Below are 14,536 nucleotides of genomic sequence, written 5' to 3'. Positions count from 1 at the left end.
GCGACGAAGCAATCCACTCTTCTCAAAAATGGATTGCTTCGCTTCGCTCGCAATGACGGAGGGATTACTCCGCAGCTTCTGAAACCTCGTCCGGCATACGCGGTGGCGGGGGCTGCTGTTTCGAGCGGCCGACCTGCGAGAACAGGTGCGCGAGCTTGTCGAGGTAGAGATAGACGATCGGCGTCGTGAACAGCGTCAGCGCCTGGCTGACCACCAGACCGCCGACCATGGCATAACCCAGCGGCTGCCTGATTTCGGAGCCCGTGCCGGTGCCGAGCATCAGCGGCACGCCGCCGAGCAGCGCCGCCATTGTGGTCATCATGATCGGGCGGAAGCGGATCAGGGCGGCCTTGCGGATCGCGTCTTCCGGCGACAGGCCCTCATCGCGCTCTGCGACGATGGCAAAGTCGACCAGCATGATGCCGTTCTTCTTCACGATGCCGATCAGCAGCACGATGCCGATCAGGCCGATCAGGCTGAAGTCGAATCCGAACAGCATCAGCATCGCCAGCGCGCCGACGCCGGCCGAGGGCAGGGTGGAGATGATCGTGAGAGGATGGATGTAGCTTTCGTAAAGAATGCCGAGGACCAGATAGACGACGATGAGCGCCGCAATGATCAGCAGCGGAACGGTGCCGAGCGATTGCTGGAACGCCTGCGCGGTGCCCTGGAAGCTGCCATTGACGGTGGGCGGCACGCCAAGTTCCGCGACGGCGTTCTGGATTGCGTTGGTGGCCTGACCCAGCGCTGTGCCTTGTGCGAGGTTGAAGCTGATTGTCGTCGCCGGGAATTGCCCCTGATGGCTGATCGAGAGCGGGCGGACCGGGACTGTCGTCCATTTGACGAAAGCCGACAGCGGCACCTGGTCGCCCGTGGTCGGCGACTTGATGTAGATCTTGTCGAGCGTGTCCACCTTGCCTTGCAGTTCCGGCAGGATTTCCAGAATGACGTGGTAGCTGTTCACCTGCGTAAAGTATTGCGCGACCTGCCGCTGACCGAAGGCATCGTTCAATGTGTCGTCGATCAATTGCGGCTGGATGCCGTAGCGCGAGGCGGTGTCGCGGTCGATGGTCAGGGTCAGGGTGGTGCCGTTGGTCTGCTGGTCCGTGGCGACGTCGCGCAGTTCGGGCAGGGTCTTCAGTTTCTCGAGGATCTTGGGCGCCCAGGTGTTCAGCTCGGCAAGATTGGGGTCCTGCAAGGTGTATTCGAACTGGGTGCGGGTGGCGCGGCCGCCAAGGCGGACGTCCTGCGCGGCCTGAAGGAAGACGCGTGCGCCTTCGAGTTTTTCAAATTGCGGCCGCAGCCGCGCGATGATCTGTTGCGCGCTTACGTCGCGCTCGTGGCGCGGCTTGAGCGTAATGAACATGCGTCCGTTGTTGAGGGCGCTGCCGCCGCCGCCGACTGCCATGGCGATCGAGGCGACTGCGGGATCCTTCTGGACGATCCCGCCGATCTGGGCCTGAAGGCGGGACATTTCGGCGAAGGAGATGTCCTGGCCGCCTTCGGTGATGCCGGTGATCAGGCCGGTGTCCTGCTGCGGAAAGAAGCCCTTCGGAATGATGACGAACAGATAGACTGACAGCCCGACAGTTGCGAAGAACACACACAGCGTGGTGAAGCGCCAGCGCATCACGAGGTCGAGGCCCCATTCATATCCCCGGAGCAGGGTGTCGAAAAAGCGCTCGCTGAGCTGGTAGAGCCTGCCGTGCTCGGCCTCGCGGCTATGCGGTTTGAGAAAGCGCGACGCCATCATCGGCGTTAGCGTCAACGAGACAACCAGCGACACGAAAATGGCCATCGCCAGCGTGACGGCGAATTCGCGGAACAGGCGACCAATGATGCCGCCCATCAGAAGCAGCGGTATCAGCACCGCGACCAGCGAGATGCTGATCGAAACGATCGTAAATCCGATTTCGCTGGCGCCTTTCAGGGCGGCGGCAAACGGGTCTTCACCCTGTTCGATATAGCGGCTGATGTTCTCGAGCATGACGATGGCGTCGTCGACCACGAATCCGACCGAAATGGTCAGCGCCATCAGCGAGAGGTTGTCGAGGGAATAGCCGAACACCCACATCAGGGCGCAGGCGCCCAGCAAGGCAAGGGGAACCGTGATGCTCGGAATGACGGTCGCCCAGACATTTCGCAGGAAAACGAAGATCACCATCACCACAAGGGCGATCGTGAGCAGAAGGGTGAACTGCACATCCTCGACGGCGGCACGAATGGTTTGCGTGCGGTCGCTCAGGACCTCGACCTTGACCGTCGGCGGAATGGCCGCGATCAGCCGCGGCAACTGCGCCTTGATCTTGTCGACCGTGTCGATGACGTTGGCGCCGGGTTGCTTGAACACGACGAGGAAAACGCCGCGTTGGCCGTTCGCCCATGCGGCCTGTTTGGCGTCTTCGGGCCCGGACACGGCTTGGCCGATGTCGCGAATGCGCAACGGCCCGCCATTGCGATAGGCGATGATGACGTCGTTCCAGTCCTTGGACTTCGGCAACTGGTCGTTGGCGTAAATGGTGTAGCTGCGCGTCTTGCCGTCGATATTGCCCTTCGGATTATCGACGGTTGTGATCGCGATCTGGCTGCGGACGTCCTCCAGTTGCACGCCCTTTGCGACCAGCTTTGCGGGATCGATCTGGATACGGATGGCCGGCTTCTGCTGACCGCCGATGGTGACCTGTGCGACGCCGGAAATCTGGCTCATCTGCTGGGCCAGTTGCGTATCGGCATAGTCGTTGACGTCGATCAGCGGCAGCGTCTCGGAGGTCACCGACAGGATCATGATCGGCGAATCCGCCGGGTTGACCTTGCGATAGGTCGGAGGGCTTGGGAGCGTTTTCGGCAACTGGCCGCCAGCGGCGTTGATGGCGCCCTGAACGTCGTTGGCTGCGCCGTCGATGCTGCGGTTGAGATCGAACTGGATGGTGATGGATGTCGAACCCAGCGAACTGGTCGACGTCATCTGCGCGACGCCGGGAATCTGGGCGAACTGGCGTTCCAGCGGCTGCGCAACCGAGGATGCCATGGTCTCCGGGCTGGCGCCGGGCAGGTTCGCCGAAATCTGAATGGTCGGAAAGTCGACTTGCGGGAGCGGCGCGACCGGCAGCAGCGGGTAAGCAACCAGACCGACAAAAAGAATGCCGGCCATCAGCAGCGATGTTGCGATCGGATAGCGGATAAACGGACCGGAGATGCCGTCGCTCATGTCAATCCGCCTTAGCCGAAGTTTGGCCCGAGCTTGCGACGTTCACCGTCAAGGCCGAGCCCGGCTGAACGCGATACTGTCCGGCTGTGACGACCTGTTCGCCGGCTGTGACGCCGCTATCGACGAGCGTTTTGCCATCGGTGGATGGCCCTATCTTGATCTTGCGCAGGCCGGCCTTGTTGCCATCGGTCACGACATAAACGTAAAGGCCATCGTTGCCATGCTGAACGGCATCGTCCGGCATCACCGTCGCATCCTTGATCGTATTGACGAGAAGGCGTGTCGATACCGAAAGGCCGGGCCATAACGCATGATCCTTGTTATCGAACGTCGCCTTGAGCCGGATGGTGCCGCTGGTGCTGTCCACCTGGTTGTTCATCAGCGAGAGAACGCCTTGTGACAGAACCTTGCGTCCGTCGGTGGTCAGCGCGGTCACTTTCGTCTCGCCACGGCGAAGCGCACTGGCGATATCGGGAAGCTGTTCTTCGGGCGCGGTGAAGATCACCGAGATCGGCTCGACCTGCGCGATGGTGACGATGCCGGTCTGTGTCGCGGCGTTGACGATATTACCGACATCGACCTGACGGATGCCGGTGATGCCGGAAATCGGTGCGCGGATGCTGGCGTAATCAAGCTGTGTCTGGGCGTTGAAGATCGCAGCCTCATCTGCGGAGATCTGCGCCTTGAGCTGCTCGACATTCGCGGTCTGCGTATCGACCGTTTGCTTGGTGGCGAATTCGCCCAGCTTGGTGGAGCGGGCAAGATCGCGCTGCGCGTTGGCGAGGTTAGCCTCGTCCTGGGCTTTCTTCGCGTTGGCCTGATCGAGCGCGGCCTGGAAGGGACGGGGATCGATCTGCGCGATCAAATCGCCTGCCTTGACGAACTGTCCTTCCTTAAAGGCGATCTGATTAATCTGGCCATCGACGCGCGTCCGCACGGTCACGGTATTGAAACCCTGCACCGTTCCGAGCCCAGTGAGATAAACCGGAAAGTCTACTTTCGTGACGCTGGCGACGGTGACCGAAACCGATGGAGGCGCGGCGGGTTTTGCGACATTCGCATTCTGCTGACGAGGCCAGCCGAACCAGACGCCTCCCATCAGCAGTAATGCTGCGAGAACGTACGCCCACACTGGAATGCGACGCCTTGTCATATCAGATCCCGATTGCTTTTTGCGCCAACCTTCCTCTATCATAACTAATAAGCCTGCACTTAGTATGCACGCGCATCATTAATTATTGGCAAGGTTCGATGTCGCGCTCCGTCCAGTGGCTCGATCTGAAGCGGCAGCTGGTTTCGCAACTGATCGAGACCTCGCGCCTCCTGCGTAACCACATCAATCAGCGGGCGAAGGACCGTGGAACCACCCGTGCGCAGTGGATTGTGCTGTTCCGATTGCGGCAGCAGGAAGGATTGATGCAGGTCGATCTCGCAGATGTGCTTGAGCTTCAGCCGATTTCGCTTGTGCGGCTGCTGGACCGGCTGGTTGAGCAAAAATTGCTTGAACGCCGGGCCGATCCGAATGACCGCCGCGCCAACCGGCTGTTTTTGACTGCCAAGGGACGGCGGCTGGTGGACGATCTCGACAGCCTCCGGGACGACATCGCCACCGATGTGCTCCACGACATCCCGAAACCTGCCATTGAATCAACGCTGGAAACGCTGGTCGACATAAAGGCGCGGATCAAGGAGACAGCCGGGGACACGGAGGCCGCCGAGCCACCCAGGGCGAAGGGCGCCCGCGCAAGGTCCTGATTCCGCAAAAGGCGAAACGGCGGCAAACCCGGTTACAAAAGGCGAAACGGTGTCAGGCGTTTTCGCTCAGGACTCAACCAGCGCGTCGCGCAGATTTTTCTTCATCACCTTGCCGTTGGCGTTACGTGGCAGCGGATCGGTGCTGATCGCGATAGTCTCGGGGACTTTGTAGTCAGACAGACGCTCGGCGCACCACGCACGCAGGGTCGGCTGGTCGATGTTCGAGCGCACGACCACGACGGCGTGAACGCGCTCGCCGAGCACCGGACACGGCCGCGCGACGATGGCGCTTTCCACCACGTCGGGATGACTGGCGAGAACCGACTCGACCTCGGCGGAATAGATCTTCAGGCCACCGCGGTTGATCATGTCTTTCTGCCGGTCGAACACGCGAACGAAATTCTCCTCGTCGATCGATCCGAGATCGCCCGAATGCCAGTAGCCGGCGGTGAAACTCTCCGCCGTTGCACGCGGGTTATTCCAGTAGCCCTTGATGACCGAGCCGCTATGAATCCAGATTTCGCCGATCTCGCCGCGCGGCAGTTCGCGTCCGGTCGCATCGACAACGATAATGTGCGCGCCGGGACAGGGCAGGCCGACGCTGTCGCTGTGGCTCGCGGTGAATGCCGGCGGCATGATCGTCGACGGCGATGACGTTTCGGTCGAGCCGTAGGCGTTGACGAGGTTCAGTCCGGGAAGCTTTTGCGCCAGCTTCTCGATGGTCGCGACCGGCATCGGCGCGCCGCCATAGCCGCCGATGCGCCACGCGGAAAGGTCGTAGCTATCGAAGTCCGCCTGCAACAGGCAGAGATTGTACATCGCAGGCACCATCACGGTCTGCGTAACGCGCTCGCGCGCTGCGATCTTGAGATACTCCGCCGCCTTGAACTCCGCGACGATGATGAGCGCACCCGCGCAGCGGGCCATGGCCATGATGTTGGCGGCAATGCCGGTGACATGCGCCAGCGGAACGGCCGCAATCGAACGGTCGGCGTGCGTCAGTTCGAGGCAGGCCTCGTAGATCATCGCCGAATGGATCAGATTGCAGTGGGCGAGCATCGCGCCCTTCGGCTTGCCCGTGGTGCCCGACGTATAGAGAATCATCGCGGTGTCTTGTTCGCCGACAGCCACCGGTACTTGCGACGTCTCGGTCGCGATCAGATCCTGAAACGCCAGCGAGCCGTCGGTTACGCCGATCGACACGCGGTGAAGCAGGGTCGGAATCTCGTTGGGATCGGGCAGCCGGTCCGCCATTCCGTCTTCATGGATAATCAGCGCCGCGCCGCAGTCTGCCAGAACATAGGCAATCTCGGGCTTCTGCTGCCGCATGCTCAGCATCACACTGACGAGACCCAGATGCGCCGCGCCATAAAGCGCGAGCACGAACTCGATGCGGTTGCCGAGCAGGAGGGCGATACGGTCGCCGGGCTTCAACCCGATCTCCTTGAAGCCGGCTGCGACCTGCGCGGATTTCTGCGCGACCTCGCGCCATGTCATCCGCTCATCGCCGCAGACCAGCGCCTCGCCATCCGGATTGCGCGCTGCGGCTTCAGCGACCATGTCCCAGATGTTCGCCGGGCGGCTCTCGAAGGCGGGCACGATACGGTCGCCGAAGCGGGTTTCCAGCCGCATTGCCGGAATCGGGTATTTCGACCAGTCCATGGATTTAAGCTACCTGTCCTGATCGGCGCGTCAGGTTGAAAAATTAGCCCCGCGCTCGATCACAAATTCTGCATCGAACAAACTATGCGAATGATTCAAATCGGATTGCGACATCAATACAGTTAAACCCTTGCCCTTGAGCGAGGCAAGCACGTCGGAGATTCTCTCGGACAGGGCAGGTGCGATTCCTTCGAATGGCTCGTCGAGCAGCAGGCACCTGGTTCCAATGCCCAGCGCGCGGCCCAGTGCCACCAGCTTCTGTTGCCCGCCGCTGAGCAGCAGCGCCTTGCGATCGCGCATGGCGACGAGCTCGCCGATCACCTCGTAGACGAAATCCAGCCGCGCCTTGCGGTCGACATCCTTCGCGACCCACAGCGGCAGAAGAATATTCTCCTCCACCGTCAGTTGCGGCACCAGACCGCGGTCTTCCGGCATGTAGCCGATGCCGAGACCCGCGCGGGCGTGACGCGGCAAGGCCGCCAGATCCTCGCCGCCGAAACGGATCGTGCCGCGCTTCGGTGTGAGATGACCCATGATCGAGCGCATCAGGGTGGTCTTGCCGGCGCCGTTGCGGCCGACCAGGCTGACCATGCCGCCCTCAGTAAGATGCATGGTGAAGCCGCGCAGCGCCGGCATCGACTGGATTTCGACCGCGAGATTGTCGATCTCGAGCAGGGAGCGGGATGCGGTCATTTTGCGCCTCCCGTCACATAACGGCGGACTTCATTGTCTTTCAGCACCGTTGACGGCTCGCCGTCGGCCAGGATGCGGCCGTTGTAGAAGGCGACGACCCGGTCGGCATATTTGCTGACGATATCCATGTCATGTTCGACGAAGACGATGGTGGCGGCCTCTTCCGAGACGGCGTTAATGACGCGGTCCATGGTGGCGAATTTCTCTTCGGCCGAAACGCCGGAGGTCGGCTCGTCCAGCAGCAACAGTTTCGGACGCCGGGCCAGCGCCATGGCGATGTCGACCAGTTTGCGGACGCCGCCGGCCAGTTCGGACACCGGCCGATCGGCGTGACCCTTGAGACCGAAGCGATCGAGCAACGCCAGCGCTTTGTCATGGCGATCGCCGGCTTCCGCCGCAACCGTCAACGACAGCCGTCCGCCTGCGGCGCTGGAGACCGCGACCGTGAGGTTTTCGGCAGCAGTCAGTTCGATGAAAAGCTGCGGGATCTGGAACGAGCGCGAGATTCCGAGCCTGGCGACATCGCGCGGCGAACGCCGGCCGATCGGCGAGCCGTCGAGTTCGATCGCCCCGCTGTCGGGCTTCATATAGCCCGTCACCATGTTGACGAAGGTGGTTTTGCCGGCGCCGTTCGCGCCGATCAGGCAGAGCTTCTGACCGGCGGGGATATCGATGCTGACATTGTCGGCGGCGACCACCGCGCCGAAACGCTTCTGGAGTCCGCGCACGGAGAGGACGGGCTTCATGACGCCGATCCTTTCTCGGCGATGGCCGCGTCCGGTCGCGGTTCGGACGCTTTACGTTTTTTCCCGCTCCAGAGCGAGCCGATGCCCCGCGGCAGGAACAGGATGACCGCCAGCAGGAACACGCCAAGCACGAGCTGCCACGTGTTCGGAAGGTAGAGGTTCGAGAACGAGCGCACCAGTTCGAGGGCGAGCGCCGACACGAACACCGCCGCCACGCTCTGCGTTCCGGCAAGGACGGCGACGAAGACGAATTCGCCGGACGTGGTCCAGTAGGCAAATTCCGGATCGATGTGCCGCTGCGCCATCAGCGCGAGCGCGCCACTGGCGCCTGCAAAGGTCGCGGCGATCACGAAGTTGATGGTGACGATGCGGTTCGCCGAGGTGCCGAGATACTCGACGCGAAGGTTGTTTTCGCGCACCGCAAGGCTTGTCAGCCCGAACTGCGAGCGGAACAGGATGGTCGCGAAGATGCCCGCAAGGCCGGTGGCGACGATCGACACCGCATAAAGCATGAAGTCTGCCTCGCGAGGATCGTTGAACACCGCGCCGAACAGGGTGGGGCGGCCGACATTGAAGCCGTCCGACCCGCCGAGAATGGTTGTCTTGACCAGCGCGCCGTAGAGCACCATCGACAGCGCCAGCGTCAGCATGCCGAAGAAGATGCCGGTGTAACGCGCAATCAGCGGGCCGATGATCAGGCCAAGCAGGCCCCCGAACACCGCGCCGATCAGCACCTGCGCGACGGCGTCTGTGACGCCGAAGGTGATGGCGATCAGCGCGACGCCATAGCCGCCGCCGGCATAGAACAGGCCCTGTCCGAACGAGACGTTGCCTGTCCGCGCCAGCACCACGATGCCGAGCGCGACAAGCGCCTTGGAGGCAGCGACGGTCGCGAGCGACAGCGTCCATGCCGGAATGATGCGGCCGAACAGCACGGTGAGAACGACAACGCCCAGAAGAGCGAGAGGGTGCGTGGCGTACTTCATCAGATGCGCCTCGCGACTTCACGGCGGAACAGACCTTCCGGCCTGAACATCAGCACCGCGGCCATGATAAGATAGATCATGAACAGCTCGGCCTGCGGCAGCAGGTGGACCGAGGCGGCCCGCGCCATGCCGACGAGGATGGCGCCGACGGCGGCGCCTTCGATGCTGCCGAGGCCGCCGATCACCACGATGGCGAAACTCAGGATGATGATCTCGGAGCTGAGGCCGGGCTGCACGGAAATTTTCGGCGCAGTCAGGCCGCCGGCCAGCGCCGCGAGCATGACGCCAAAGGCAAAGGCCAGCGCGTAGACGCGATTGATCTTCACGCCCATGCTTGCGCTCATTTCGGCGTTATGGATCACGGCGGTGACGATCTTTCCGGTGGTGGTGCGGTTGAGGGCGAACCACACCGCGAAACCGATCACAGCCGAAAACGGGATCAGCATGAGATCGTAGCCGACGTAGAACAACCCGGCGAACTCGGCATTGCCGAACAGTTCATAGGGCTGGTTCGCATAGATCGGATTGACGCCCCAGATCAGTTTGGTCGCGTCCTCAAAAATCAGAAATACCGCGTAGGTCACCAGCAGCAGCACGACTTCATCGCGGCCATAGAAAAGTTTGATCAGCCCGCGCTCCATCAGGAGGCCGATGACTGCGGCGATAGCGGCCACCGACACCAGCATCAGGACAAAGCCGAGCCCCGGCGGCACCTTGTGCGCCGCGGCCATCGTGACGACGGTCGCGGCAAGATAGGCGCCGAGCGCGTAGAAGCCGCCATGCGCGATGTTGAGAATCTTGAGCACGCCGAAAACGAGGGTCAGGCCCAGCGCCACAATAAAGAGCCATGATGCCTGGATCAGGCCGTCGAGGATGACCGTAAGAAACGTATTCATGAACGTGATTCAGGCCGGAGTTGCAGCGAAGAGATAGACGGCGCGAGATTCACATCGTCGCGCCGCCCGGTGGCCATCAAGCGCAGGAGATTACTTGCACTTGTCGTTCTTCATTCCGCCCTTGATCCAGTCGATCGCCTTCACACCCGGAGGCGGGTTGACGCATTCGGCTTCGAAGTTGACGATATCCACCAGATCGACGCGCTTCTTTTCGGCGTTGTACTTGGTGCGGCTGAACGAGATCGGCTGGATGGCCTGATGGCCGTCGCCGTTCTTCATCTGGATCAGGCCGCCCGGGCTCTCCCACTCGGAGCCGGTCATCGCAGCGACCAGTTCATCAGCGCTCGGCTTCTTGCCGCCGTTCTTCGCCATCGCCTTCTCGACCGCACTCTTCACGCCGAGGATCGACTGCGTGACGCGATAGGACGCCTGCACGGGATAGGTGCCGTGGGCCTTCTCATAGCCGTTGAAGAACCACTCGTTGAGCGGGGTCTTCGGCGACATCAGACCATAGGAACCGCGTGCGCCGATAATGACGCCATCTGGCATCTTGTCGCCGAGCGGCGGCAGGACGTGGTCGGCCGCGCTGAGGACGAGCTGGCTGCGCTTGGCGAGGCCGCGTGGCACCGACTGCAGAATGAAGGCCTGCAGGTCGCCGCCCCAAAGGCTGGAATAGACGACATCAGAGCCGGCGGACACCAGCGCCGAGATTTCGGTGCCGTACTGGCCGGCGCCGAACTTCGGCAGCAGATCGGCATTGAGCTTCGCATTTGGATAAAGCTGGGCCGCAGCCGCGACGAAGTCGGCCCGGCTGTCCTGACCCCAGGCGTAATCCTGGTTGATGGCCGAGAACGTATCCATCTTGATGTTCTTCTGCTTCATGTAGCGGATCAGCCCGACGTTATCCTGGGTGGCGTGGGCAGCCGTGCGGAAGACATAGTTGTATTTCGCTTCCTCGAAGATACGCGGCGTTCCGCAGTCGAACAGGAACAGCGGCTTCTTCAGTTCTTCCGCGATGGGGGCCACCGCGAGGCAGTCGCCGGAGCCAATGTAGCCGATGACGGCATCGACATTGTCGCGCTGATAGAGGTTGCGCAGTTCCTGCACCTGCTTGGTCGCGCCGCCGTTCTCGTCGATGACGACGGGCTCGATCTTCATGCCGCCGAAGCCGACTTTATTATAGGGAGCCGGCCCGGCGCCCTTGTTCAGTTCGCCGATGACGAATTCGGCAGCCTTGCCGGCCGGGACGCCGAAGCTCTCGGCTGCGGGACCCGACAGGAATGTGACGATGCCGACCTTGAAGGTCTCCTGTGCCGATGACGGGCCAGTGAACGCCAAAGCAGCGGCGGAGCAGGCCGTCAGCAACCCAAGTGTTCGCGTGAAGCGCTTCATATTGTTCCTCCCGAATTGTCCGGTCGTGCCGGTTCTTTGTGTCCGCATCCGTTTGCCGGATGTCAGTGGTTCGATGCCAGCTTAAGCGGGCTTTTGGCGCGCGTCTACGATTCCGGTTGTCCAAGCGTGCGACGAAAGCGTGCACGGGAGTTGATGCGAACAGGCGTTGCAGAATTTGCACAAAGGACTTGCATCAATGCCAACCGCGCGTTGAGCATGCCCTCGCAGGCGCGCCGCGGCGTGCCGGTTCGTACGGCGAACCGGGTGTCACAGGCGCTAGTCTGCGGTCGCATCATGCGACGCGCTTCTTCCTGAGCTTGCCGTTGACCGTCTGTTGGCGCGGCGAGATTTTCGCGTTGCGTCCGTATTTCCTCTTTGTCGACAGCTTGAACTGCGTGTAGCCGAGCACCTGCTGCATCGCTGCGCGGGCTTTCTCGGCATTGCCCTCATCAATGGCGCGCGCGGCGATGGCGTGGTTCGGCAGATTCTCGTTGAACCAGCCCGGGCTGCCGGTGGCGACCATGAACACGGCGCTCAGGATGGTGTCGATGGCGCCGCGAAACCCTTGAAGCACCGGATTATGCGTGGCGTCGATGATCGCGAGATGAAAGGCCTTGTCCGCGATGATGGCGGTCGGCACGTCGTGCGAGGCTTCCATCGCGGCGAGCGCGGTCATGATGCGACGGCGGTCTTTGGCTGTTGCGCGTTCGGCGGCGAGAGCGGCGGCTGCCGGCTCTATGATCAGGCGCACTTCCTGAAGCGCAAGCAGCAGATCGCGATTGGGCTCGTCCTTGCTGATCAGCCAGCTCAGCACGTCGCGATCGAGCAGGCTCCAGTCGCCGCGCGGCCGCACATGGGTGCCGTGGCGGGGGCGGACGCTGACCAGTCCCTTGGCGGCGAGCGTCTTGATCGCCTCGCGCACCACGCCGCGTCCGACGCCGAAGCGGCTTTCAAGATCGTGCTCTGGCGGCAGCGTCGAGCCGACCGGAATCAGATCCTGTGCGATCTCGCTGCCGAGCGTGCGCAGCACGGCCTGGATGCGGCCGGGCTTGACGAGCTTGCTGGCGGTTTTCGGGCGAGGCTTGACCGGCGACTTCATGCACTGACGCTAGCACACCGGCGTTCATGGCTACAATCATCCGATGTTAAACATCCGATGTTGTGCGTGCTGCAATGCAGGAGGCCGGAGCTGAATCTCGATCAGACATAACGGATGCGAGCCGAAACGGCAATCGGCCGCGCGTGCGGCGCAGTATCCAGCGTGTTGAATTCGATGTGCGGAATATGAAAACGCCCGGTGAGCGGTCGCCGTAACGGCGTTACTGCATGCGCTGAAGCAGCACGTAGGGCTGGCCGTCTTCGGAGCCGATGCTGGTCTCGACATCAAACACGTCGCGGATCATTTCGTTGGTGATCGTCTCGGCAGGGCTGCCGTCGGCCGCGACCGTTCCCTTGCGCAGAACGATGATGCGGTCGGCGAAGCGTACCGCCAGATTGAGGTCGTGCAGCACCGCGACCACCGCGGAGCCGGTGCGCGCCCGGCGCTTCGCGGTCTCAACGAGATTGATCTGATGGCGCAGATCGAGGCTGGAGGTCGGCTCGTCGAGCAGCAGAACGCCGGGGCCCTGTTCGGCTTCGCCGCAGGCAAGCTGAACAAGAATACGTGCGAAATGCGCGCGCTGCTGTTCGCCGCCCGACAGACTCGGCAATTCACGATGACGCAACGGCGTCAGGTCCAGTTCGGCAAGGGCGGCATCAACCAGCGGCGCTGCGATGGAGCGTGGGCGATCGCCGGCGCCCATGGCGACGATCTCGTCGACCGTGAACGGGAAAGAGACATTGACGTGCTGGGACAGCATGACGCGGTGGTTCGCGAGATCGCGCGAGGAGAACGACGCGAGGTCGCGGCCCTTGAGACGGACACCGCCGCCCGTGCAGCGAAGATCGCCGGACAAGAGCCTCAGCAATGTCGACTTTCCCGCGCCGTTCGGCCCGACGATGGCGACGGTTTCGCCGCCATGCACCCGCGCGCTCACGCGATCGAGCAGCGTCGCCTGCCGGACTGTCATGCAGACCGCATCGGCTTCGATCAGCGCGGGGCGAGAAAATGTCACGACGCGATCAGCTTTCGTTGCCGCAGCAGGATAAATAGGAAGAACGGTGCGCCAAGCGCAGCGGTGAGAATTCCGATCGGCACCTCGGCAGGTGCGGCTAGCACCCGCGCGATGGTGTCGGCCAGAATCAGAAGAATGGCTCCAAGGAAAACCGAGGCGGGGAGCAGCAGCCGGTGGCCGGGGCCGATGACGATGCGCAACAGATGCGGCACCACGATGCCGACGAAGCCGACCACTCCGCAGATCGACACCGCGACGCCGGTCATTGCGGAAATCAGCACGATCGAGATCTTCTTCAGCCGCTCGACGTCGACGCCGGTGTGAAAGGCTTCCGCTTCACCCAGCACCAGCACATCGAGACCGCGCGCTATCAGCGGGATCGCCAGCACCGCAAGCAACGCGACGGGTGCGACCATTCCGGCTTTCGACCAGGTCGCGCCACTCAACGAACCAAGCAGCCAGAAGGTGATGTCGCGCAACTGGCGGTCGTCGGCGACGAACACCAGAAGCCCGATGCCGGCGTTGGCGATGGCCGCGATGGCGAGGCCCGCGAGCAGAAAAATCGCAACCGAGGTGCGGCCCTCGCGGCTGGCGATCTTGTAAAGGATGGTGGTGGTCAGCAGCGAGCCTGCGAACGCTGCGACCGGCAACAACTCCAGTTGCATGAAGCGGAAGCTCGCGCCCCACGCACTGTCCGAGATCACGATGGCTGATGCCGCGGCAAACGCGCCGCCGCTCGAGACGCCGACCAGCGCCGGATCGGCGAGGGGATTGCGGAACAGGCCCTGCATGATGGCGCCGGAGAGTGCGAGCAGACCTCCGATCATGCCGGCAATCGCGATGCGCGGAATCCGGATTGACCACAGCACGAGTTCGTCACGCGCGAGCAACGCGGGATCAGCGCTGGCGATGTTCAGTCCGAGCGCAGCGGCAAGACGGGGCAGCGGAATGCCGGCCGCGCCGACGGTGGTCGCCAGCAGCGCGACTGCGAGTACACCCGCGGTCAGAACGGCATACACCGCAATTGCGGAGGGGCGCATGGACCCACCGGGCGTGGCGGCAGCCAACGGCGTCGTTTCTGTCA

12 protein-coding genes are annotated in these 14,536 nt (G+C 62.6%); 1 reads left to right on the top strand and 11 read right to left on the bottom strand.

Translation table 11 applies throughout. The features are described 5' to 3' along the window. Nucleotides 1-64 precede the first annotated feature (64 nt). Complete coding sequence (locus tag AC1RM7_RS16770; protein ID WP_492839177.1) at nt 65-3,208, bottom strand: multidrug efflux RND transporter permease subunit; 3,144 nt, start codon at nt 3,206-3,208, stop codon at nt 65-67. 1 nt (nt 3,209) lies between these two features. Next, the gene (locus tag AC1RM7_RS16765) at nt 3,210-4,361 is read right to left on the bottom strand and encodes an efflux RND transporter periplasmic adaptor subunit (RefSeq protein WP_024920685.1); all 1,152 of its coding nucleotides are present in this window, start codon (nt 4,359-4,361) and stop codon (nt 3,210-3,212) included. Between the two features lie 98 nt (nt 4,362-4,459). Between AC1RM7_RS16765 and AC1RM7_RS16760 the strand changes: the two genes are divergently transcribed. Continuing rightward, entirely contained in the window at nt 4,460-4,963 is a 504-nt protein-coding gene (locus AC1RM7_RS16760) for a MarR family winged helix-turn-helix transcriptional regulator (RefSeq protein WP_024920684.1), read from the top strand. Between the two features lie 66 nt (nt 4,964-5,029). Here AC1RM7_RS16760 and AC1RM7_RS16755 read toward each other — a convergent pair whose 3' ends face one another. The 9 genes from AC1RM7_RS16755 to AC1RM7_RS16715 all read right to left on the bottom strand — a co-directional run bounded on the left by AC1RM7_RS16755 (nt 5,030) and on the right by AC1RM7_RS16715 (nt 14,492). Continuing rightward, complete coding sequence (locus tag AC1RM7_RS16755; protein ID WP_024920683.1) at nt 5,030-6,625, bottom strand: class I adenylate-forming enzyme family protein; 1,596 nt, start codon at nt 6,623-6,625, stop codon at nt 5,030-5,032. Between the two features lie 30 nt (nt 6,626-6,655). Beyond that, nucleotides 6,656-7,318, bottom strand: a complete 663-nt coding sequence (locus tag AC1RM7_RS16750) for an ATP-binding cassette domain-containing protein (protein ID WP_024920682.1) — start codon at nt 7,316-7,318, stop codon at nt 6,656-6,658. Then, nucleotides 7,315-8,064, bottom strand: coding sequence for an ABC transporter ATP-binding protein (locus AC1RM7_RS16745; protein ID WP_024920681.1), 750 nt, complete (start codon nt 8,062-8,064; stop codon nt 7,315-7,317). The genes AC1RM7_RS16750 and AC1RM7_RS16745 overlap by 4 nt, the downstream gene beginning before the upstream one ends. Then, nucleotides 8,061-9,050, bottom strand: coding sequence for a branched-chain amino acid ABC transporter permease (locus AC1RM7_RS16740; protein ID WP_024920680.1), 990 nt, complete (start codon nt 9,048-9,050; stop codon nt 8,061-8,063). The genes AC1RM7_RS16745 and AC1RM7_RS16740 overlap by 4 nt, the downstream gene beginning before the upstream one ends. Next, entirely contained in the window at nt 9,050-9,946 is an 897-nt protein-coding gene (locus tag AC1RM7_RS16735) for a branched-chain amino acid ABC transporter permease (RefSeq protein WP_024920679.1), read from the bottom strand. Before AC1RM7_RS16735 ends, AC1RM7_RS16740 begins: the two co-directional genes overlap by 1 nt. Nucleotides 9,947-10,036: 90 nt before the next feature. Continuing rightward, nucleotides 10,037-11,338 carry an ABC transporter substrate-binding protein gene (locus AC1RM7_RS16730; protein WP_006019640.1) on the bottom strand — a complete coding sequence of 434 codons (1,302 nt, stop codon included), beginning with the start codon at nt 11,336-11,338 and terminating at the stop codon, nt 10,037-10,039. A gap of 292 nt (nt 11,339-11,630) precedes the next feature. After that, nucleotides 11,631-12,437, bottom strand: coding sequence for a FadR/GntR family transcriptional regulator (locus AC1RM7_RS16725; protein WP_006019641.1), 807 nt, complete (start codon nt 12,435-12,437; stop codon nt 11,631-11,633). Between the two features lie 220 nt (nt 12,438-12,657). Further along, nucleotides 12,658-13,452, bottom strand: a complete 795-nt coding sequence (locus AC1RM7_RS16720; RefSeq protein WP_024920678.1) for a heme ABC transporter ATP-binding protein — start codon at nt 13,450-13,452, stop codon at nt 12,658-12,660. Further along, on the bottom strand, nt 13,449-14,492 hold the full coding sequence (locus AC1RM7_RS16715; RefSeq protein ID WP_152544166.1) for a FecCD family ABC transporter permease: 1,044 nt from the start codon (nt 14,490-14,492) through the stop codon (nt 13,449-13,451). Before AC1RM7_RS16715 ends, AC1RM7_RS16720 begins: the two co-directional genes overlap by 4 nt. Between the last annotated feature and the right edge of the window lie 44 nt (nt 14,493-14,536).

The sequence above is a fragment of the Afipia sp. GW822-FHT03D08 genome (genome assembly GCF_058801645.1).
The sequence above is the reverse complement of the archived record's forward strand: the minus strand, read 5'-3'. Positions and strand labels throughout refer to the sequence as shown.